This window comes from Bacillus sp. ISL-18 (assembly GCF_018613415.1).
Taxonomy (GTDB): Bacteria; Bacillota; Bacilli; order Bacillales; family Cytobacillaceae; genus Neobacillus.
Genome location: NZ_JAGGQG010000002.1, coordinates 1,018,467 through 1,040,887 on the forward strand (window position 1 = coordinate 1,018,467; position 22,421 = coordinate 1,040,887).

Here is a 22,421-nt window from a genome sequence, read left to right on the forward strand (position 1 = left end):
GGATTTTAGTTGTTTTATAGATTAACTGATAAGAGGTGATTGACTTGTTTTTCTTTGGAAAGAATGAGCAAATTGTGGATGCGGGAGAAGGTGCTAAAAGGAAACTTTTAGGAAGAGGCGGCAGCCTCATGATGGCAGAAGTAAGTTTTCAGAAGGATGCAATTGGTGCCATTCATTCTCACCCCCATGAACAGGTTTGTTATATTGTTCAAGGAAGTTTTGAGTTTCGTTTGGATGGAAAGATTCAACGAGTGGAAAAAGGGGACAGCATTTACGTCCCCTCAAATACCTTGCACGGGGTAAGGGCCCTTGAAGATAATTCGATTATATTGGACGTTTTTACACCGCAGCGGGAAGATTTTGTTTGATGTTTGATATTAAAACTTTATCCCTTGATAGGGATGGAGTTTTTTTATTTAAAAGGAGGAAGGTTGATTGAGTCTACTAAACAAAATGAAAAAACACATAAAGATTTTATGTAAAAATCTAAAAATATTTTATTAACTAAGAAAACGTTTCCATCTATAATGGAATATTAAGAAGGGAGGAAGCTTTTAGAAAACAGATGAAAGGTGGAAACATAGTTGAAGAGAGTTAAAATTAGTATATCTTTAATTCTAGTTACTTTACTGGTATTCAGCCAACTGGGTGCAACAGCTTTTGCAAATAAACAATTCACTTCAAGTGCACCTGCATCGCCTATAAACTTACAGATTCCAAATCTAGCTTATGACGAAGACAGCATAACCCTTGTATGGGAAAAGCCAGAGGATTACAGTGATATCGTAGATTTCAATGTTTATATGAATGGCAAGAAAATTGGCAGCGCTTTAAAGGATAACAGCGGCCCAGCAAAAGCTTATATCGATAATTTCTATAAAAATATTGATAAAGATAATTTCCACGTTGATATTCTCATTCATAATTTCACCGTTGAAAATCTTAAACCAAATAAATCTTATGAATTCTATGTAACCTCCGTAAATCCAGATGGTGTCGAATCGGCTCCATCTAACAAAATTACCGGAAAAACAACAGCTATACCAGAGATTTTTAATATTGTTGATTTTGGTGCCACACCAAATGATGACACAAAGGATACAAAAGCCATTCAGGCAGCCATTGATGCGGCTACACCTGGAGCGAAAGTGTTAATTCCAGAAGGTAAATTTATTTCTGGAGAAATATGGCTTAAATCGGATATGACACTTCAGGTTGATGGGTATTTACTAGGTTCTCCTGATGCAGAAGATTACAGCCGGAATTTCTGGGTATACGACTATTCAACAGACGAACGTTCCTATTCTCTCATCAATGCCCATACCTATGATTACGGAAGCCTAAAGAATATTCGCATCGTAGGAAAAGGAACAATCGATGGGAATGGATGGAAGTTGGATCCCAATTCCCCAACAATTGATGAAGCAGGGAATGAGCTTCCACGCTTATTGTCAGGCAGTAACGCAAAGGTAACTGGGAATGTCACAGTTCAAGATGGCCGTATGAGTCCATTAGATCTAGCATCTGATTCTACATATGGGAAATTGGCAGCAGCTCAATCATATGCGGCACAGGTTGATGGTATGAATCCAAAGTCAGCTTATTCTACACGCTCAAATCTAATTACGGTACGTGGCGTGGACGGAATGTATTATGAAGGAATTACGCAGCTTAATCCTGCCTTCCATGGGATTGTTAACCTTCATAGTAAGAACATTGTTGTAAATGGAACAACAGCCAAAACATATGATGCCAACAATGCGGACGGGTTTGAATTTGGTGATTCGCAAAACATCATGGTTTTCAATAACTTTGTGGATACCGGAGATGACGCGATTAACTTTGCTGCAGGCATGGGACAGGCAGCAGCGAAAGAGGAACCTACTGGAGAGGCTTGGATTTTCAATAACTATATCCGTGAAGGCCACGGCGGGGTTGTCACAGGAAGCCATACGGGCAGCTGGTTCGAGAACTTTTTGGTGGAAGATAATATTATGTATAAAACGGACGTAGGACTGCGTGCCAAAACGAACACACCAATGGGCGGAGGAGCAAGGGCTATCCTTTTCAGGGATAATGCGTTAGAAGGAATTGATGGGGATGGACCATTTGTATTCACTTCTTCTTATGAAGATGCTAATGCCGCGATTCTTTATGAGCCGGCACAGCAAATTTCTCAATTTAAGGACATCCGGATTGAGAATACCACTGTTCGCAATCAAGGGGGCAGTAAGAAACAAGCCATCCTGGTAAAAGGAAATAACGATGTAGGGGAAGTCTATCACGAAAATATCACCTTTGAAAATGTTAAATTTGATCATGTATTTTCCGCTAATCTGGATTACGCCAAAGATTTCAAATTTAAAAATGTTTCGTTTACAAACGTCAAAGATAATGGTGGAAACCCATGGAGAATTACCAATTCTACAGGACTTGTCTTTGAAAATACAACAGGAGCTCCTGATGATGCAGCACAAAAACCTCAATGGTCAGAAAATGCAGCTGCACAAGCTGTATCGTCAGAGGATGGAAAGAGTGTTACCTTAACATGGATCGGAGCTTCTGACAATGTTGGAGTTTCAGGGTATACCATTTATAAGGATGGAAAGAAAATGGACACAGGATACACAACAACTAAAAACACAAGGTTTACCGTTAACGGTTTAACACCTGGCAAAGAGTACACATTCAAAGTGGAAGCGACGGATGCAATGGGTAATCGTACTTCTGATGGTCCTGAAAAGAAAATAACCACAAAGGGAGAAGCAGATGTAACGGCACCAGTACTTCCAGGTGATACTAAGATTAAAGAACCAACCACGACCATACCTGCAAATGAAACGTTCAGCGGCAAAGAAGTAGAAGTTGTATACCCTGGATTCACTTGGGCGTCGCTTGACTGGGAATCAGCAAGTGATGATACCGGTATTGCCGGCTATAATGTGTACGCAAATGGAGAATTCCATGGCTTTGCTGAATCCAGCAACTATACGTTAACCGAACTTCAGCCAGGTACCAAATATGTAGTAGAAGTGGAGGCAGTCGATCTTGCAGGCAATAAAACAAAATACGGCTCCCCTTTGAATCTCGTAACAGCTGATCCGTATGCTATTGGGGCTCCATCTTTTACAGGCGGGCTAAAAGCTCAGATTGGGATGGATGGTACAAGTGTGTCCCTCTCTTGGAACAAGGCAGCCGCCATTAACCAAAAGATCATCGGATACCGTGTGTATGTAAACGGAAAAGCCATTAAGCCTGATGGGGCAGTATTTACACCAATTAATGCGGAAATGACAACCGCTGAAACACATTATACGGTTACTGGCCTTAAACAAGGTAAACTGTATACCTTTAAAGTGGAAGCTGTAGGACAGGGAATCAAATATTCAAAAAGAGAAAGACTATCTGATGTCATTCCAAACGGTCTTGATAAAGTTATAGGATATCGCTGGAGTGGTTTTGGTCCAAGCGAAACCGTTCATTTAATACCCGGGAAGGCTATTAGCGAACAGGCCAAATCAAAGTAAGAATATAATAATAGAAGAAACAGGGTGGGATTTTAAAATCCCCCCTGTTTTTAATGGTGATATCACAAGTTTACGTCTTTATAAAAAAGAATAAGTAAATATGACTATTAATCAAGTTGTTACAACCAAAACTATTTTACTAATTTCTAAAACAGTTAAAAATATAAAACGGTTTTCTAAAGATTTTGTATTCTCAAAAAAATATTGCACTTGCATAATAACACTTAGACTTTACGAAAGGAAGGTAATAGAATTGGTCGTTTTTAAAAAGGGAAACAAAAAAATGATGCTCTCTTCAGTGACATTAGTAACAATACTAAGTGGTTTTCATCCAGATTTCAGTTTTGCTGAGTCAGCTGTGGGATCACCAAACTATACGGAAACCTCCGTGGCTGCTTCTGCAACCGAGATTACAGTTGTCGATACGTCTCAATTAATTAGCGGACTTCATATTAAAAAGTTAAAAATGTTAGGCATTACAGGGGGAGAGATGGAAACAGAATCTCCCGACATTTATCCGCCAGGTAATAAAGTAAAAATGAAAGAGGTAGATTTCATAGGCGGTAACCTGATTGCAGTAACGTTTGACAAAAAGCTAGAATCAATAAACCTTAATGACATCTCTTTTTTAAAAAATGGAGAGCATCTTGATGTAAAAAGAGCAGCAATTGCTGAAAATAAGGATGGTCATACGGTCATCTTCTTTGAATCTGCCACCCCCATCAATTCAGAATCCATCAACATGGAAGACAAAATGATAGCCTCAGTCGTTAATGAAGACTCCACAGATATCAATGGAAATACTTTAAAAATCGAAGACCACAGAAAGATCAAAGATATTACACCAAAGTTGAATGAAATACCCAATTTATTGACCGTATCCAAGGATGGCCTAGCAGATTATACTACCGTCCAGGGTGCAATTGATGCGATTCCTGCGAATAATGCCGAAAGAGTGGAAGTTTTTATCGAAAATGGTGTGTATAAGGAGCTTGTTACCATTCCTAAGGATAAGCCTTTTATTGACCTTAAAGGTGAAAGCGTTTCCGGGACCGTCATTACTTATGATAACTATTCAGGTAAGGAAAAGCCAGGCGGTGGTACCTATGGAACAACCGGCAGTGCCAGCGTCTACATTTATGGAGATGATTTTACCGCCGAAAACCTTACCTTTGAAAATTCATTTGATGAGCAAAGTGTGAATGTTAGTAATAAGCAGGCTGTAGCTGTTTATGCAAGAGGTGAACGCCAAACCTTCAAAAATTCCCGGTTTATTGGGAATCAGGATACATTGTATGTAAATGGCGGAACACAATATTTCTACCAATCTTATATCGAGGGTGATGTTGATTTCATCTTTGGGCGCTCAAGTGCCGTCTTTGAAGAATGTGACATTTTTTCTCTTGACCGCGGCTCGTCAACGAATAACGGATTTGTAACCGCTGCCAGTACGTTGATCACGGAGCCGTATGGATTCTTATTTCTTGATTCGAAGCTGTTAAGCAATGCTCCGACAGGTACCGTCTATTTGGGGCGGCCTTGGCATCCTAGTGGAGACCCCAATGCCATCGGAAGTGTAGTTTTTATGAATAGTTATCTCGGACCACATATCATAGCGCAAGGCTGGACTGATATGTCAGGTTTTTCATACAAAGACGCGAGATTTTATGAATACAAAAATGATGGCCCAGGAGCAGTAATAAATCAAGATCGCAGGCAGCTGTCTGACGAAGAAGCCAAGCAGTACACGATTGAAAATGTCCTGAAAGGTTGGAATCCTAAAGGCAACTTGTAAAAAAATGGAATATAAGAAGGAGTATGATGAGAAAAAAGCTAAAAGAAAAAATTCTATTAAAATAGCAAAAATGAATTCTGTGTAACTTCAAAATACTGTTATGAAAGTGAATGGGGAGTGAGAAATTTGAAGGCGTTAGCAAAAATACGAAGTGTTTTACTTGGTTTGCTTTTCGTTTGCAGCAGCATTCCAGCAGCATATGCAGAAGAAACAGGCGGTAATCAGGAAGCAGCGCAAACTGAGGGAGTAGTGTGGCAAAGCGTTACATTTGGCCAGTCAACAGATTTGAACTTTGCCGCGAATGTTTTGCCTGAAAAAATTGGTACAAACTATGCAGCACCAGAAAAGCCCGGCACCATTGAGGGAAAAATTATGTTAGAGAGCAGGGGAGGAAAGCTGGCTCCTGGACACGACGGGATGACCTTCTACTATACAAAGCTCGATCCCAATCTAGATAACTTCGTCTTGGAAGCTGACATGACGATCGAACAGTTCGGTCCGGAAACAGGGGCTAGACCAAATGGTCAGGAAAGTGCAGGGATTATGGTCAGGGACACGATCGGTGCACCGCGGCAAGACCCGATGATCCTTGGTTATGAAGAAGTTCCAGCTGCTTCTAATGTTTTTGGAGTCGGTATGATGCGTAATGGTGTAGCTCCAATCTACAGGACAGGTGTCCTATATCCATGGGGGAATCTCGGAAGTCAATTAAAAGCCTCTCCTTTTACAACTGATTCACAGTATAAACTTCCTGTTGGAACACCTGTTAAGGTAAGGCTGGAGCGGACTGACACAGAATTTATCATGTCTGCTACCTATACCCATTTGGCTGAAGAAAAAACATTTGAACAAAAAATCAAAGGAGCCGATCTTGTTCAAGTGATGGACAAGGATCATATGTATGTTGGATTTTATGCAGCCAGAAATGCCAAAATGACGATTCAGAATGCAAAACTAACTCTTAGCGAAGCCCATACTGTGCCCACACCGCCAACGGAGCCTGTACTAGATAAACCAAGTATGAGCTTACTTTCGGCGCCAGAATCTGGTTCACAACAGTATGAACTGAAAGCACTTACCAATTATAGCGGCACAATATCAGTAGTAAAAGATGGGGAAGAAGTAGTGAGCGGGGCAGCGGTTCATAAGGATCAGGCATATTCATTTAGTACAGTATTGGATAGCCCAACCACCGATTTTATTGTGACCTATACGCCAAGTGAAGGACCATCCACTTCATCCATCACCAAGAACCTTTCCGTAACAAAGAAAATTTATACGAACGGGGCAGGATTGTATGTTTCACCAAAAGGGACTAGTTCTGCCAAAGGAACAATCGATGATCCAGTAGATTTGGAAACGGCCATTAAATTCGCCATACCTGGTGAAACGATTTACATGCGTGAGGGTATCTATACCCCTTCTTCGATCATTACTATTAAGAAGGAATATAGCGGTTCCAAAGAAAAAATGAAAACATTAACGGCTTATAATGGTGAAAAAGTAGTGATTGATGGGCAAGGGAAACTTAGTAATGTCCTGCAATTAAATGGAGATTACTGGCACTTGTTTGGCATCCGGATCACGAAGGCATCTTCAAGTGGGATGCGAGTAAGCGGTGACCATAATATTGTGGAACAAATGCTGTTCAACTATAACCTAGATACAGGTCTGCAAATTAGCGGCAGTGGTTCCAATCCAGATTTATGGCCGAAGTATAATTTAATCTTAAATTGTGAATCACATGATAACCGTGACCTTTCCGACGAAAATGCAGACGGATTTTCCGCCAAGCTGGGTGTCGGTGTCGGAAATGTCTTCAGAGGAAACATCGCCCATCATAATATCGATGATGGCTGGGATTTGTACAACCGAACGAATGAAGGCGCAAATATGCCAATAACCCTAGAAGGAAACATTGCCTACTCAAACGGTAAACTAAGCAATGGCTATAACAAAGATGGCAACGCTGGTAATGGTTTTAAGCTGGGCGGGGAAGGATTGCCGGTTGCTCATATTGTTCGAAACAATATTGCTTTTGACAATAATATGGATGGTTTTACGGACAATTTTAATCCAGGTAAAATGGTTGTGGAAAATAACACAGCTTTTAATAATAAAAGGTTTAACTATGTGTTTCGGATCAATCCATACTTCACGGCTCAAGAGCAGGGGACTTTTAAAAACAACCTTTCCTATCGAACTGCTTCCGGTGCAGTAAAGGATTTTATTTCAGGTAATAATGATAGCACGAATTTCTTCTATGACGGAGCCAAAACATCCAACAGCGAGGGGACCGTTGTTACTTCTAAAGACTTTGCCAGTTTTGAGATACCAGACCAGTTTGATAGAGATATAGATGGAAACATCCTTTATGGCAGCTTTCTTCGTATCTCTCCTGATAGTTTCCTAAATAGTACTGGTATCAATAAAGGCTATGTTGGCGCACTGCCGGCAGATCCTGTGTCAATTAGACTGGATGGCCCTGACACTCTAAGAGAAGGGGAATCAGCAAAGGCAGTTGTCGTTGCCAGATTCTTTAATGGCTCTGAAAAAGTTTTATCCTCTGGAATTCAGTTCAAGAGTGGAGATAACTCCATTGCTGCAGTAGACCGGGGAGGCAATCTTCAAGCCGGGGAGAAAGGGAAAACTTCTGTTACCGCTTTTTACCATGGCTTGGAGGCAAAGCTTGAAATCCATGTAAAACAAATGCCCCCAGGGTTAAAATAACCGAATAATAGAAAAGAAGGCAGCTGTTCGCAGTTGCCTTTATTTTGTTGTGCATATTTAAATAATATATAAAAAAATATGAACATCTAAAAAAATCAAACAAACAGCTAAAGATATTGAATTCTCCGTGTAAGCGTTTTCTGTTAAGATAAAAAACAAGAAAGGAGGATCCATTCAATGAATCTAAGACAAGAGCTGGAAGTACCAGTAGTTTCTACTGAGAAAAAGAAACCAATCAAAAAATATAAACTAGAAAAATGGATACCTTATTTGTTTATTTTGCCATCAACACTCATGATTGTAACCTTTTTGTTCTATCCGATTGGGACGGTATTCTACTACAGTCTCCAAAATTATGATATATCCGCTCCCTTTTATAACGGTTTTGCCGGGATAGACAATTTCAAGAAGATTTTTTCGGAGGATAAATTATTTCTTCCAAGTTTGTTAACCTCTTTTAAATGGGTGGTTTCTCAGGTAGGCTTACAGTTGGTCTTTGGCTTAATTGCAGCACTCCTTCTTAATCAAAAATTTAAGTTTAGAGGGATAATAAGAGCGGCTGCCTTTATTCCATGGGCCATCTCGGGTGTGTTAGCCTCTGTAATGTGGTCCCTAATGTTTAATGAACATATGGGGGTTATCAATGATCTTTTCATGAGGCTGGGGATTATCAGTGAAAGCAAGGCATGGCTGGCTGATGGCACGACTGCTTTTATATCGGTCGTTATTGCTGAGTTATGGAGAGGTGTTCCTTTCTTTGCCATTACCTTACTCGCCTCACTTCAAAGTATCCCAGAAGAACTTTATGAAGCGGCAAAAGTGGATGGTGCAAGCAGAGTGAAATCGCTCTTATATGTGACACTGCCTTCATTGAAAAATACAATTGTCCTGACAACGTTACTCCGTGTGATTTGGGAGTTTAATAACGTCGACCTTCTTTTCAACCTTACTGGCGGAGGGCCGGCACACAGTACCACAACCTTGACGATGTACATTGCTGAACAGGCAGTACACGGATCAAATTTTGGATATGGCTCAGCACTAACCGTTGTTGCTTTTGGTATATTACTAATCTTTGCAATGATCTATTTAAGGATTACACGATATGATAGGGAGGGGAATTAACATGAAAAACACAAAAAGGGTTGACCGGCTGCTGACATTTAATCTGCCGCTACTGGTTATGCTCGCTTTTACTCTCTTTCCGTTATACTGGACCATTAATACGGCTTTTAAGCACGAAGGAGATATCGTCAAGCGGCCGATTGGATATATTCCTGCGTCGCCGACAATCGATAACTTCGTTACAGCATGGACAAATGTAGGGTTTTCAACCTACTTTAAAAATAGTTTAATAGTTGGTGTATGTACGGTTTTTATCGTATTAATTCTATCAACTTTATCAGGTTATGCCTTAAGCAGGTACAAGTTTAAGGGGAAGCGTGCATTCCTTCTTTTGCTCTTATGTACACAGTTTATTCCAAGGTCCATGTTAATTATACCTTTGTTTATTATCTTCAAACATATGGGGTTAATCAGTAACCCGCTTTCCTTAATTATTACTTATGCGGCTGTTGAAATTCCATTTACGACCGTTTTAATGAATGGTTTCATATCAAACGTCCCTCGAGAACTTGAAGAAGCGGCGATGGTAGATGGCTGTAACAAGCTGCAGGCAATTCGTTATGTTATTTTCCCGCTCTTGGTTCCAGGGATCGTAGCAACGAGTGTATTTACCTTCATTTATACCTGGAATGAATTCCTAATTGCCCTGATGCTGACAAACCAGCAGGGCAAGTTTACACTTCCAGTCGGCCTCAGCTATATGATGGGTGAATTTAATATCAACTATGGCGCTCTAGCGGCCGGAAGTGTAATCGCCTTAATTCCGGCAGTTCTAATGTTTGCCTATGCACAAAAACATTTGGTAAATGGCATGGGTGGAGCTGTCAAAGGATAACTTACTGTTTGATTAAAAGACTGTGTTAAAGATCATCCGTTGCCTTGCAGATTGAAGCGGAAAACAACAGCAACTTTAATACAGCCTATATAACAACATAAACCAAAAGGATTGAGGGGGATTTTTGTGTACAAAAAGTTTTGGAAAACAATTGCCGCTACATCAATGGCAGCGTCAATACTGCTTGCAGGCTGCGCTTCCGATTCCGGCAGCAGTAAAGAAGCAAGCACAAAGGAAAAGAAAACAGATCCAAATGAAAAAATCACGTTAACGTTTTGGGATGAAAATGCCGGACCGCAGCGTACACCAATCTGGGAAGAATTGATTAAACGATTTGAAGAGAAAAATCCTAACATTGATGTTGAATATGTCGGGCTTCCAAAAGACTCAGCAAAAGCAAAGTACGATGCATCCATCGCTGCCGAGGATACTCCTGATGTGGGAAGTGTGCAGACTAGCTGGCTCCCAGAATTTGCATTGAGAGAGGCATTGCTGCCATTAGATTCCTATTATAAAAAATGGGAGGATAAAGACAAGATTAATAAAGGAGCAATTGACTTTAACAAAGAAATCGTTGTTGACCACAAATTATACGGCATTCCATATACACAAAACCTTGATATTCTTTGGGTCCGTTCTGACTGGTTCAAGGAAAAAGGGACAAAAATTCCTGAAACCTGGGATGATTTCTTCACTGCTGTTGAACAGCAAACAGACAAAGCCAACAACCGCTATGGTTATACCATCCGCGGAGGAGCTGGCGGATCGTTCCAATTACAGCGTTTAATGTATGCATACTCAGGTAAAGAGGACTACATTAAAAATGGCAAAAGTACAATCAATAGCAAAGAACATGTTGAGTTTCTGAAGAAGTATTTTGCCTTGTATAAAAAGGATACACCGCAAAGTGATATCACAAACGGATACAAAGAAATGATTGCTGGATTCGATACTGGTGCAGTTGCTATGGTTCAGCATAACATTGGTTCTTTCGGCGAACATAAAGAGGCATTAAAACCAGATCAGTTCCAAGCGATTCCACTTCCAAAAACGGCTGATGGCAAATATGTAGCAGAAGGCGGTAACACCATCGGAATCAGTGTATTCAAAACCACAAAACACCCAGAAGCAGCATGGAAATTGGCAGCATTCCTGAATTCAAAGGACAGCCAATCGTACTGGAACCAGCAGGTTGGTCAGATTCCTACGAACTCTGATGTATTAACTGAACAATGGGTAAAGGATTCTCCACACATTCAAACAGCATTCAAAGTTTATGATGATCCCAATACCATTCTTTACAAGCCGCCATTCTATCTGCCTGAATACCGATCCATTCTTGATACAGTAGTGGATCCAGGAACACAGGCGGTCATGAGCGGAAAAATGACGGTAGAAGAATTCCTTGATCAGTGGGCAAAAGCGATTGAAGACGCTCAAAAGAAATACGATGAGCATTTCAAAAAATAAACATTAAAAATAAAGCCGTCTAGAAGCTACTTTCGAGACGGCTTTATCTCTTCTTTAGGAGGCGGATGGGTTGATAGGAAAAGAATTTCCCTCTGAGATAAAAGAATACGTGGATGAGAAGACGGGAGCCACTGTTTTACAATTAACATCCGATGGCTCAAACAACTATCATTTTTATTTTACAGACAATGCTTTCACAGAAGGAGACGAAGAGATTTTCTTCCTCTCTGACCGATCTTCGAAGGTGCCGTGGATTTATAATCTTTTTAAGATGAATTTGAATACAGGAAGGTTGATTCAATTAACGGATGAAATGGATGGGATTACCCCTGGCAGCCATACAAAAACGCCAGATAGCGAGATTATCGTATATGTAACGGGAAATCTGATTAAAAAGCTTAATACAAGAACATCGGAGATAACGGTTGTTTATGAAGAAAGAAACGATGTTCATCTGGGCCATCCACATATCTCCCCAGATAAAAAGTATATTGGTCTGGCCAGGAATGAACGAGTTCGAATCCCCCGGGGAGCCAACTACAAAGGATTTAAAGAAACCATGTACGCAACTAAAAGGGGTTGGATTACCCTGATTAGTCTCGATGAATCAAAGGTAATGGATGTCTTTGAAGATACACATTGGCTCGGGCATTTTCAATTTTGCCCGATCGACAGCAGTCTTGGCATGTTCTGTCACGAAGGTCCGTGGAACCTTGTCCACCAAAGGATTTGGCTTATTGATATGACGAGCAGAAGTGTACAGCCTGTCTACCGCCAAGGGGAAGATGATTGTATCGGTCACGAATTTTGGACAACGGATGGGAAAATCTTTTTTGACAATCGTCGAAGAGGTCATGATGGGACGATTACAGTTGAGAAAACCCAAGCGACGATAGAAAAAGTGGAAACAGACCAAGTTCCGTTCATCGGACTGGCTGACAAAGACGCTACGATCCTCCGTACAGTGGATTTACCTTATTACTGCAACCATTATCACAGCAATAAGGATAATACCCTTTTAGTTGGAGATGAGGTAGAGGACCTTGTGTTAATCAACATTGAAGGTGAAGAGGCTTCAATTGAAACACTCTGCACCCATATGACTAGCTGGAATACGCAGCAAACTCATTGCCATCCCACCTTTAGCTGGAATAATGAAAAAATCTTATTCACTTCTGACCGTGAAGGTCGGACGAACCTTTACTTGGTAGATATGAAAAAACGTAAAGGGGGAGCGTAAATGTTTGTAAAAGGAAATACGATTCAAGCTGTTTTTGCAGGTGAAGGAGCAGGGCGCAAGCTTCTGGCCCTGGGCGGAAGCATGATGATGACAGAGATCGCGTTTCAAAAGGGATCCATTGGTGAAATTCACTCCCATGTCCATGAACAGATTAGTTATATTGTTCAAGGCAGTTTTGATTTTACTTTGGATGGGAAGGTACAACGCGTGGAAAAAGGGGATAGCATCTATATTCCTTCAAACACCTTGCACGGTGTAAAGGCCCTCGAGGACGAATCTATTATTTTAGATATCTTTACACCGAAGCGAGACGATTTTCTTTAATAATTGGAAATAACAGGAGGTACATTCATGAATTATTCAGAAGCCAAAACCACAAATGTAACGGCAGAAATTGCATTAACGATGGCCGAAAAAGCATCCAGAACATTGATGAGAACTTTTACACCGGAAGAACTGCCACCGGCAAATGTCTGGCACTATCATCAGGGTGTTTACCTTTACGGGATGCAGCGTGTTTGGGAGAAGACACAAAATCAAGAGTATTTTGATTATCTTAAAAGCTATATTGATAATCTCCTAGATGAAGAAGGCAATTTCCTATTCGAACGAGACCAGCTGGATTCTATTCAAGTAGGAATATTGTTATATCCATTGTTAAATGAGACGAAGGATCTGCGTTATAAGAAAGCTGCCGATAAACTAAGAAATTTATACCATACCTTGAACAGAACAAAAGAAGGAGGTTTCTGGCATAAAGACAAATATCCATATCAAATGTGGCTGGATGGTTTGTTTATGGCTGGACCTTTTGCTTTGATGTACCAGAATGCCTTTAACGAACAAGGATTGGACGACATGGTCCTATTCCAAGAAAAGCTAATGCGCAAAAATATGAAAGATGAAAATGCAGGACTTCTTTACCATGCCTACGATGAAAGCAGAAAGATGCCTTGGGCAAATCCTGAGACAGGCTGCTCACCTGAGTTTTGGGGACGTTCAGTTGGCTGGTACGGCACTGCTTTGATTGATATCCTCGATCTTCTTTCAAAGGACCATAGCGGAAGAGGAGACTTGATAAAGTCCCTGCAAGGTCTTATTAAAAGCCTTGTCAGCTATCAGGACCAAAAAACCGGATTATGGTATCAAATCGTAGACAAGGGAAGTCAAAAGGATAACTGGCTTGAATCTTCCTGCTCCAGCCTGTTCATTTATACCATTGCCAGAGCGGTTGAACAGGGATATGTGGGTAAAGAATACCTTGAAGCAGCAATCAAGGGATATCAAGGATTATTAAATGAGATGATTGAGGTCGATGGTGATTCATTGACGATGAAAGGAATCTGTATCGGAACTTCTGCAGGAGAGTATGACTATTACGTGTCTCGTCCAGTTTCAGAAAATGACCTTCATGGTGTGGGTGCATTTATTTTAGCCAGCATGGCTTTAGTAAATAATATTAAATAATAGATTAAAGGAGTGTTCTGGGTGAAAAAAACATTTAGCAGTCTATTAGCAGTGTCTTTGTTGGCAATGGGGATTTCATCGGTTTCTGCGTCATCGCCTGACTTGGGAAGGGAGGTTCTTGCACCGAACGATGGCTGGGCCGCCTATGGAATGGGAACAACAGGCGGAGCAAAAGCTGATGCCAGCCATGTATTTACCGTAACAAATAAAGCCGAGCTTTTGAAGGCCCTTGGCGGCGGCAAGGATAACACCTCTAAAATTATTTATGTTAAAGGTACGATTGACTTTAATGTAGATTCGAATAATAAGCCGGTTGGTCCTGAGTTTTATGCAGATCCAGCATATGATTATAATGCCTACCTTGAAGCCTATAAACCTGATGTATGGGGACATGAAAAAGAAGTGTCCGGTCCGCTCGAGGATGCACGTGCCCGCTCTGCTCAGAACCAAAAACAGCAGATAGTTGTCAATATTGGGTCCAATACATCGATAATTGGACTGGGCGATGATGCTAAAATTATCGGCGGCAGCTTTATTATGAGCGGGGTGGAAAATATCATTATCCGCAATATCGAATTTCAAGCCCCTGTTGATTTCTTCCCACAATGGGATCCGACAGACGGCGAGTTTGGTGAATGGAACTCCGAGTACGATAATGTAACGGTAACAAATAACTCGCACAATGTCTGGATTGACCATAACAAGTTAACAGATGGAGAGCACCATGATGAAGATTTTGGGAAAGTTTTCGGAAGAACCTACCAGCAGCATGACGGCTTGCTTGATGTAACGAATGGCGCTGATTATGTAACCATTTCTTACAATGTGTTAGAGGACCATGACAAGACCTCACTTATCGGTTCCAGTGATAGTAAAAAGAGCGACGAGGGACACTTAAAGGTCACGATTCACCATAATTATTACAAAAACCTCACACAGAGACTGCCGAGGGTCCGTTATGGCCAAGTACATGTGTACAACAATTACTATGAGTTTAATAAAGACTCAGATTACGAGTTTGATTATGCTCTAGGTGTTGGCGTAAACTCAAAAATTTATGCAGAGAACAATTATTTTAATTTTGATTATGATATGGATCCTGGAGAAATTATCAAGGATTGGAAGGGGACATCGATTTATGAAAGTGGATCTTTTGTAAATGGAAAAAGCTCCGCGAATGAAGTCGACTTAGTCGGTGCCTTTAATCAATCACATACAATACAGCTAAATGAAAACGTTGGCTGGGAACCAACCTTGTTTACGAAAATCCAGCCAACACAGGCAGTCCCAGCGCTGGTAAAAGCTAAGGCGGGCACCGGTAAACTAGATTAGGCTATAAAGAAACCCATAAATTCTTTTATGGGTTTCACCTGTTTGGTGATAGGAGTTTCGGAAAGTTGGGAAAAACCTATTTACCGGTTTAGAAAAATGCTGTATTTTTAATATTATGAATAGTGGAAAAGGAATGGAGAGGAAGTTTCATGTTTGTAAACGCTTCCTGATGTGCCTATGAGAAATAAATTCATCGTCTTTATTAAAAAGTATTTTTTATTTTCATTACGATCCACGATCATCTCGTTATTTCTGCCGGTGATGATATTCTTTATCGCGTTCACAGGGTGGATTTCCTATCAGCTGGCTGTGACTCAGCTGGAGGAAAATGCTTATAAAAGTGTTGATGATACAGTATTCCAAACCAAGTCCTATTTAGAAAACAGGCTATATGATGTTTTTGAGCAGCTGGTTGCTTTTTCAAATCAACCGAGAACACTGGATTTGATAGATTCGGAATCTTCTGAATTAAGGCCGGATGATTACATTAAAATAAACAATTCACTAAAAGTGATTCATTTGAATTTTAATACGATTATAGAATCTATTCTCGTAGAAATGCATAATGGAAAGTTTACATTATTCCGCAGTGATTTCCGGATGAAATTCAATCATTTTCCTTATGAGCAATACGAAGAACTATATCATGGAAGCAAGGAAGGGTTCTATTGGCAAAACGACCACACTGATGATATTTTTGCGAGTAAATCGGAAGTGGTTAGTGTTTTTAAGTTGATTGGACATGACAACTCAAAAGCAAATGGGATCTTGCTCTTTAATTTAAGAAAAGATTTTTTTGAAAACGTTCTAAATAAATCCTTAATTGGGGAACATGGCTATCTTACCCTTGTCAGTCGGGACGGAGTCTTAAATTCAAAAACAGTCGGAAAGGAATACCGTTTAAATTCAAACGAATTAAGCTATTTGCAGTCATTACAGGAAGAAAAAGGCCGATATGAGTTTCAAAATACCGCTGGAAAGAACATGACAATTATCTACGATACAATCGGTGTGAATAAGTGGAAAGTGGCGGCTGTTTTCCCGACGGATGAGATTTTAGAGAAGGTCAATTATATTAAAGTTGTAACCGTTATTGTTATTTTAATGCTAACCGCTATAGCTATTTTAATTGCAAACTTTATGGCTAAATACATTACCAATCCAGTCTCTGCCCTAATTTCACAAACGAAGCAAATCAATGAAAATAATTTAAATATTACATTTTCTCATAAAGGTCCTAGAGAAATTGGAATTTTAAAAACAGCATTGGACGATTTATTAGTGAAAATTAACACGCTCTTGGCTCAAATTAGACTTGAACAAGATGAAAAGCGGCAGCTTGAGTTCTCGATTATGCATGCCCAAATCAATCCTCATTTTCTATATAATACCCTGTACTCGATTAAGGGCTTATCCGACATGGGAATGAATAAAGAAGCCAGCAGTATGATTACAGCACTGTCCCATTTTTTCAGGATTAGTATCAGCAGAGGGAAAGAAATTATCAGTTTAGAGGAAGAAATTGCACATATCCAAAATTACCTGATCATCCAGGAAATGAGATATGGTGATGATTTTTCATATGAAATTACGATGGATCCCAATTTATTAACCTGCAGAATAGTTAAACTGACCTTGCAGCCCCTGATAGAAAATGCCATCTATCACGGAGTCAAGCAAAAAAGGGGAAAGGGGAAGATTACGATAAAGGGATATGAAATAAACGATATGGTATGCCTCGAGGTAATTGACAATGGCTCTGGAATTGACAATGAAAGACTTATTGGCATTAAGGAAGAGCTAGAGAAAAAAAGGAGTGATTCCCCGACAATCGGAATTGGTTTAAGAAGTGTCCATGAACGAATCAAACTGCATTTTGGGGAAATCTATGGGTTATCAATTGAGAGTGAATCAGGAGTTGGAACAAAGACCCTAGTAAGAATCCCAAAAACACGGGGGGATTTAACTAATGTATAAGGTAGCAATTGTTGATGACGATCGAATTATCCGAAAAGGGTTATCCAGTGTAATCCCCTGGACGGAACATGGATTTGAATTGGTTGGAGTAGGTGCCGATGGTGAACAAGGTCTGGAAATTATAAAAGAACATGATCCACATATTGTCATCTCCGATATCCAAATGCCCTTTATGGATGGGCTCGAGATGACTAAGGCAATCAAAGAACATAATCCCAAAACAAAAGTAATCTTGTTAACGGGCTATGAGGATTTTAAATACGCACATGAGGCTATTAAATTAAAAGCCTATGATTATCTGCTTAAACCAGTAGAAACTAGTGAATTGATTGAAAAACTGAAACAAGCCTCGTCAGAATTAGAGCTTGAACTGCAGAAGGAAAATCATATCAACGAGAGTCAACTTTATATTCAGCAACAGTTTCTTAAGAGGCTGAGCCTTAGCGACTTAACGAATGAAGAAATAGTGAAAGAGTTAAGTATAGTAGGTATGGAGCCTAAGGGGACACATTCAGCGGCACTGTATGTCAAAATGGACCAAACCGACTTTGACCCTGAGAGAGATATGGAAACTGTAAAGGACCGTATCATGGAGCAGTGCCGAAACATCCTTGACCGATTTAAGATGGACGGTTGCGTGGTAAACGCTGAAAACGAGCATTTTGCTGTCTTCCTATTTGAGTCCGATTTACGGGAAGATGATTTTTCTGGTGCTATTTCAAATGTAACTCGCCAATTCCTTTCAACGGTAAAAGAGAAACTTCATACGACAATCACTATTACAAGCGGGAGAATCTATAATGAACTGGCAGACGTTTGCCGTTCCTATCGAGAGGCAGTAAAAGCCATGGACTTCCGTCATTTAGTAGGGATTAATCAAGCTTTTTCTATTGAAACAATTGAATCTTCAAAGCGTGAGGAAGTGGCTGAGCAACTACAAATTGAAGAAGATCTCTTCCGATATATTTCACTGGGTCTTCCTGAAAAAGTGACGGAGCTGCTAGAAAAGGCCAAACATGAACTTCTTACAAATAAACGAGTATCCTTGCAGGAAATCGTATTGTTTGCTGTTAGAGTCATTAGTTTAATAGTTTATGAATCGTCTAAAATGGCAAAAAACTGGGACGATAAAAAGTTTGGGAATTTTGAGAACAGGGTAGTAAAATTACAGACCATCGATGAAATCTTTTCCGTAATAACAATAATTGCTGTTGATTTAGCCGAGTTTGTAAAACGATTAAATGGGAATCATAAGCATACACTTGTTGATAAGGCCATTGATTTCATTCGGGAAAATTACCACGTGGCCAATTTAAGCCTTCAAACAGTAGCAGAAGAAGTTCACGTCAGCTCAGCCTACCTTAGCAATCTTTTTAAAGTCGAGAAGGGTTATAACTTTGGAGATTTTCTCCTTGAGACGAGGATGAAGAAATCTATGGAGCTTTTTCAGAAAACTGATTTGAAGACCTATGAGGTCGCTGAGAAGGTGGGGTACTCTAATCCTCAATATTTCAGCAGCAGTTTTAAAAAATACACGGGTTATACCCCGGTTGAATTTAAAAAGCTAAAATAGGCATAATAGTTCGTCATTCGGGATAAAAATAAATGACCCTTTGAAAAAATGGAGATGAAAGGGAAAACGGGGTAGAAAAAGTAGATTGAGAAAGATATAAAAAAGCGAGTGTTAACGTTTACATTTATTGTTTACATATATTGATTTGTTTGTTAGACTAAAATTAATTAAAATTGTTAACGTTAACAAAAACAATAAAGGTAGGTGCTTGAAATGGAAAAATTCATGGGACCCAATTATTTATTGAAGAATGAAGTCGCTATCTCTTTATATCATGATATTGCGAAGGAAATGCCAATAATTGATTATCATTGCCACTTAAGTCCAAAAGAAATCTATGAAAATAAGAAATTTAAAAATCTTACAGAAGCATGGCTCTATGGTGATCACTATAAATGGCGGGCAATGAGAGCTAATGGGATACCCGAGGATTATATAACGGGAAACGCAAGCGACTATGAGAAATTTCTAGCTTGGGCAAGAACTGTTCCAATGACAATTGGTAACCCGCTCTATAACTGGACACATTTAGAGCTGCAACGATTTTTTGGTATCTATGATGTCCTGAACGAACAGAGTGCACCTGGAATTTGGGGAAAAGTAAATAGATTACTAAATGGGGAAGGATTTTCTGTCCGTGATTTAATCTTGAAGTCAAATGTACGAGTAATCTGTACAACAGATGATCCGGTTGACAGTTTGGAATATCATGAATTGTTAAAGAATGAAAAAGATTTCCCGGTTACTGTTGTACCCGGATTCAGACCTGATAAGGGACTAGAAATTAATCGTGAAGGTTTTCTTGATTGGGTGAAAAAACTGGAGGAGGCTTCTGACATCGAAATTAACACGTTTGAAGATTATCTTGCAGCATTACAAGCCCGGGTTCAGTTCTTTCACGAAGCAGGCGGCACTGTTTCCGATCATGCATTAGATTCAATGGTGTATGAAGAAGCTACATTTGAAGATGTGGCTCGAATTTTTGAACAAAGGTTATCTGGCAGCATTCTTTCGCTGGAAGAAGAAAGGAAATTTAAGACTTATACGCTTATCTTCCTTGGTAAACAGTATGCGGACCTTTGCTGGGCCATGCAATTCCATATTAATGCTCATCGGAATAATAATACAAGAATGTTTCACAAACTTGGCCCAGATACTGGTTACGATTCTATTAATGATGATCAAATTGCTAAACCATTGGTTAGGATTCTTGATTCTTTAGAACAAGAAGGCAAGCTTCCTAAAACCATTCTTTATTCATTGAATCCAACAGATAACTTTGTAATTGCGAGTATTATTAATAGTTTTCAAGACGGAACCACTCCTGGGAAAATACAATTTGGGACAGCATGGTGGTTCAATGATACAAAAGATGGAATGCTTGATCAGATGAAGGCTTTATCTAATGTAGGTCTCTTCAGCAGGTTCATTGGTATGCTAACAGACTCGAGAAGCTTTTTATCTTATACTAGACATGAGTATTTCCGCAGACTCGTATGTAACTTAATTGGGGAATGGGTCGAGAACGGTGATGTCCCCTATGACCTCGAGCTGTTGGGCAAAATCGTCCAAGGCATCTGTTTCAACAATGCAAAAGACTACTTTAATTTCAAAATCGCAGAACCAGTGGGCAGCTTAAACTAATTTATTAGGATCATATCATGCTATAGAGAAAAAAGAATAGAGTCTATATGATATGGAGGCATTTTCTTAAAAATAGAACGGATGATTAGGGATTTGGTAAGGATGAGTATTCATTCGCTTGCTCCTTACCGATCCTGTTCAGGTGTGCGAATAAATGTTCACGTGTGCATCTTTTAGTCGTCAATAAGGAGATATGACCTATGCAAAAATTAAACCGAAGGAATTATAAGGAATATAAAATTTATCCGGAAAAAATCCTTCAATTTGGTGAGGGGAACTTTCTAAGAGGGTTTGTTGACTGGCAAGTTCAAGTCCTGAACCAAAAAACGGATTTTAATGGCAGTGTCGTGGTCGTCCAGCCAAGAGGATCGGAAAAGATTGAGAGGCTTAACCGTCAAGATGGACTGTTTACCCTTTATTTACAGGGGATCAAGGATGGAAGCCCTGTTAACGAGCATATGGTAATTGATTCGATCAGTCGTGGAATCAACCTTTTTACTGATTATCAGTCCTATATCGAACTGGCTGCTAAGGAGGAACTCCGGTTTATCATAAGTAACACGACGGAAGCCGGCATTGCTTATGACTCTGAGGATAAATTGGAGAATCAGCCCCAGAAGAGTTTTCCGGGAAAATTGACTGCATTCCTGTATCATCGCTTTAAAGCTTTTTCCGGAGATCTTGAGCGCGGCTGCGTCATTATTCCCTGTGAACTGATTGGTAATAACGGGACGGTGCTGAAGGAGATTGTACTAAAACATGCCCAAAACTGGAACCTTGGCAGCGAGTTTATCAATTGGCTCGAGCAGGCCAATACGTTTTGCTCGAGTCTGGTTGATCGAATTGTCCCTGGATTTCCTTCCGATACCATCAATGAAAAGACTGATGAAGTTGGTTATCATGATGAATTAATGGTGGTGGGTGAACAGTACCATCTGTGGGTGATTGAAGGACCGGAATATATTAAACACGAGCTTCCAGTTGAAGGTACCGGACTCAATACGATTGTTGTGAAGGATTTAACTCCATTCCGTACTCGTAAAGTTAGGATTCTAAACGGGGCCCACACAGCGATGACGCCCATTGCTTATTTATCTGGATTAGATACGGTTGAAGAGGCAGTAAGTGACAAAGAAGTAGGATTATTTATTAGAGAACTGATAACAGAGGAAATTATACCTACCCTGGAAGGGGATGCAGCGGAGCTCGGATTCTATGCCGAGGAAGTCCTGAGCCGGTTTGCGAACCCATATATTAAGCATTATTTAACGAGTATATCCTTAAATTCGATTTCAAAGTTTATTACAAGGAATTTGCCTTCTCTTATTGATTACTTGAAGCAGACTAACGTTCTGCCGATAAGAATGGTTTTTGCTTTGAGCTGCATGATCTATTTTTACCGGGGGAAACGGGGCGAAGAAAACATTTGTTTACAGGATCGGCCTGAAACACTGCAATTCTTTAAATCTACTTGGAAGATGTATGAAAATAAGGAAATAGAGTTACACGATGTAGCGGAAAGAGTACTAAGTGACAAGAAGCTCTGGGAAATGGATCTTAATAAGATTTCAAATCTAACAAGTACCGTAACGAAACATCTTAATGTTATCGAACAACTAGGGGTAAGGAATGCGCTAAAAGAATTATCTCAAACAAAATTTAGTTGATTATATCTTCAATGTGGCAAGAGGTGAAGTAGGGTAATA

The 22,421-nt window shown here is 39.9% G+C and carries 15 protein-coding genes; all 15 read left to right on the forward strand.

All coding sequences use genetic code 11. The features are described from left to right. Positions 1–44 precede the first annotated feature (44 nt). The 15 genes from J7E81_RS04935 to J7E81_RS05005 all read left to right on the forward strand — a co-directional run bounded on the left by J7E81_RS04935 (position 45) and on the right by J7E81_RS05005 (position 22,382). The gene (locus J7E81_RS04935; protein WP_251028425.1) at positions 45–368 is read left to right on the forward strand and encodes a cupin domain-containing protein; all 324 of its coding nucleotides are present in this window, start codon (positions 45–47) and stop codon (positions 366–368) included. Between the two features lie 216 nt (positions 369–584). Next, entirely contained in the window at positions 585–3,527 is a 2,943-nt protein-coding gene (locus J7E81_RS04940; RefSeq protein ID WP_215040996.1) for a fibronectin type III domain-containing protein, read from the forward strand. 283 nt (positions 3,528–3,810) lie between these two features. Next, on the forward strand, positions 3,811–5,322 hold the full coding sequence (locus J7E81_RS04945; protein WP_251028426.1) for a pectinesterase family protein: 1,512 nt from the start codon (positions 3,811–3,813) through the stop codon (positions 5,320–5,322). A gap of 126 nt (positions 5,323–5,448) precedes the next feature. Further along, positions 5,449–8,052, forward strand: a complete 2,604-nt coding sequence (locus J7E81_RS04950; protein WP_215040997.1) for a right-handed parallel beta-helix repeat-containing protein — start codon at positions 5,449–5,451, stop codon at positions 8,050–8,052. A gap of 177 nt (positions 8,053–8,229) precedes the next feature. Continuing rightward, positions 8,230–9,177: a carbohydrate ABC transporter permease gene (locus tag J7E81_RS04955; protein WP_215040998.1), complete on the forward strand. Its 948-nt coding sequence runs from the start codon at positions 8,230–8,232 to the stop codon at positions 9,175–9,177. 1 nt (position 9,178) lies between these two features. After that, positions 9,179–10,012, forward strand: coding sequence for a carbohydrate ABC transporter permease (locus J7E81_RS04960; protein ID WP_215040999.1), 834 nt, complete (start codon positions 9,179–9,181; stop codon positions 10,010–10,012). Between the two features lie 126 nt (positions 10,013–10,138). Next, positions 10,139–11,482: an ABC transporter substrate-binding protein gene (locus J7E81_RS04965; RefSeq protein ID WP_215041000.1), complete on the forward strand. Its 1,344-nt coding sequence runs from the start codon at positions 10,139–10,141 to the stop codon at positions 11,480–11,482. Positions 11,483–11,552: 70 nt separating this feature from the next. Next, positions 11,553–12,722 carry an oligogalacturonate lyase family protein gene (locus J7E81_RS04970; protein WP_215041001.1) on the forward strand — a complete coding sequence of 390 codons (1,170 nt, stop codon included), beginning with the start codon at positions 11,553–11,555 and terminating at the stop codon, positions 12,720–12,722. Continuing rightward, on the forward strand, positions 12,723–13,046 hold the full coding sequence (locus J7E81_RS04975; protein ID WP_215041002.1) for a cupin domain-containing protein: 324 nt from the start codon (positions 12,723–12,725) through the stop codon (positions 13,044–13,046). Positions 13,047–13,073: 27 nt separating this feature from the next. Continuing rightward, positions 13,074–14,189: a glycoside hydrolase family 88/105 protein gene (locus J7E81_RS04980; protein ID WP_215041003.1), complete on the forward strand. Its 1,116-nt coding sequence runs from the start codon at positions 13,074–13,076 to the stop codon at positions 14,187–14,189. Between the two features lie 21 nt (positions 14,190–14,210). Further along, positions 14,211–15,521 (forward strand): pectate lyase family protein, encoded by a 1,311-nt coding sequence (locus J7E81_RS04985; protein WP_308162137.1) that lies wholly within the window; start codon positions 14,211–14,213, stop codon positions 15,519–15,521. Between the two features lie 177 nt (positions 15,522–15,698). Continuing rightward, positions 15,699–17,498: a sensor histidine kinase gene (locus tag J7E81_RS04990; protein ID WP_215041004.1), complete on the forward strand. Its 1,800-nt coding sequence runs from the start codon at positions 15,699–15,701 to the stop codon at positions 17,496–17,498. Continuing rightward, on the forward strand, positions 17,491–19,071 hold the full coding sequence (locus J7E81_RS04995) for a response regulator (RefSeq protein ID WP_215041005.1): 1,581 nt from the start codon (positions 17,491–17,493) through the stop codon (positions 19,069–19,071). The genes J7E81_RS04990 and J7E81_RS04995 overlap by 8 nt, the downstream gene beginning before the upstream one ends. Positions 19,072–19,284: 213 nt before the next feature. Further along, on the forward strand, positions 19,285–20,715 hold the full coding sequence (gene uxaC, locus J7E81_RS05000; RefSeq protein WP_215041006.1) for a glucuronate isomerase: 1,431 nt from the start codon (positions 19,285–19,287) through the stop codon (positions 20,713–20,715). A gap of 200 nt (positions 20,716–20,915) precedes the next feature. Further along, positions 20,916–22,382: a tagaturonate reductase gene (locus J7E81_RS05005; protein ID WP_215041007.1), complete on the forward strand. Its 1,467-nt coding sequence runs from the start codon at positions 20,916–20,918 to the stop codon at positions 22,380–22,382. The last annotated feature ends 39 nt before the right edge of the window (positions 22,383–22,421 follow it).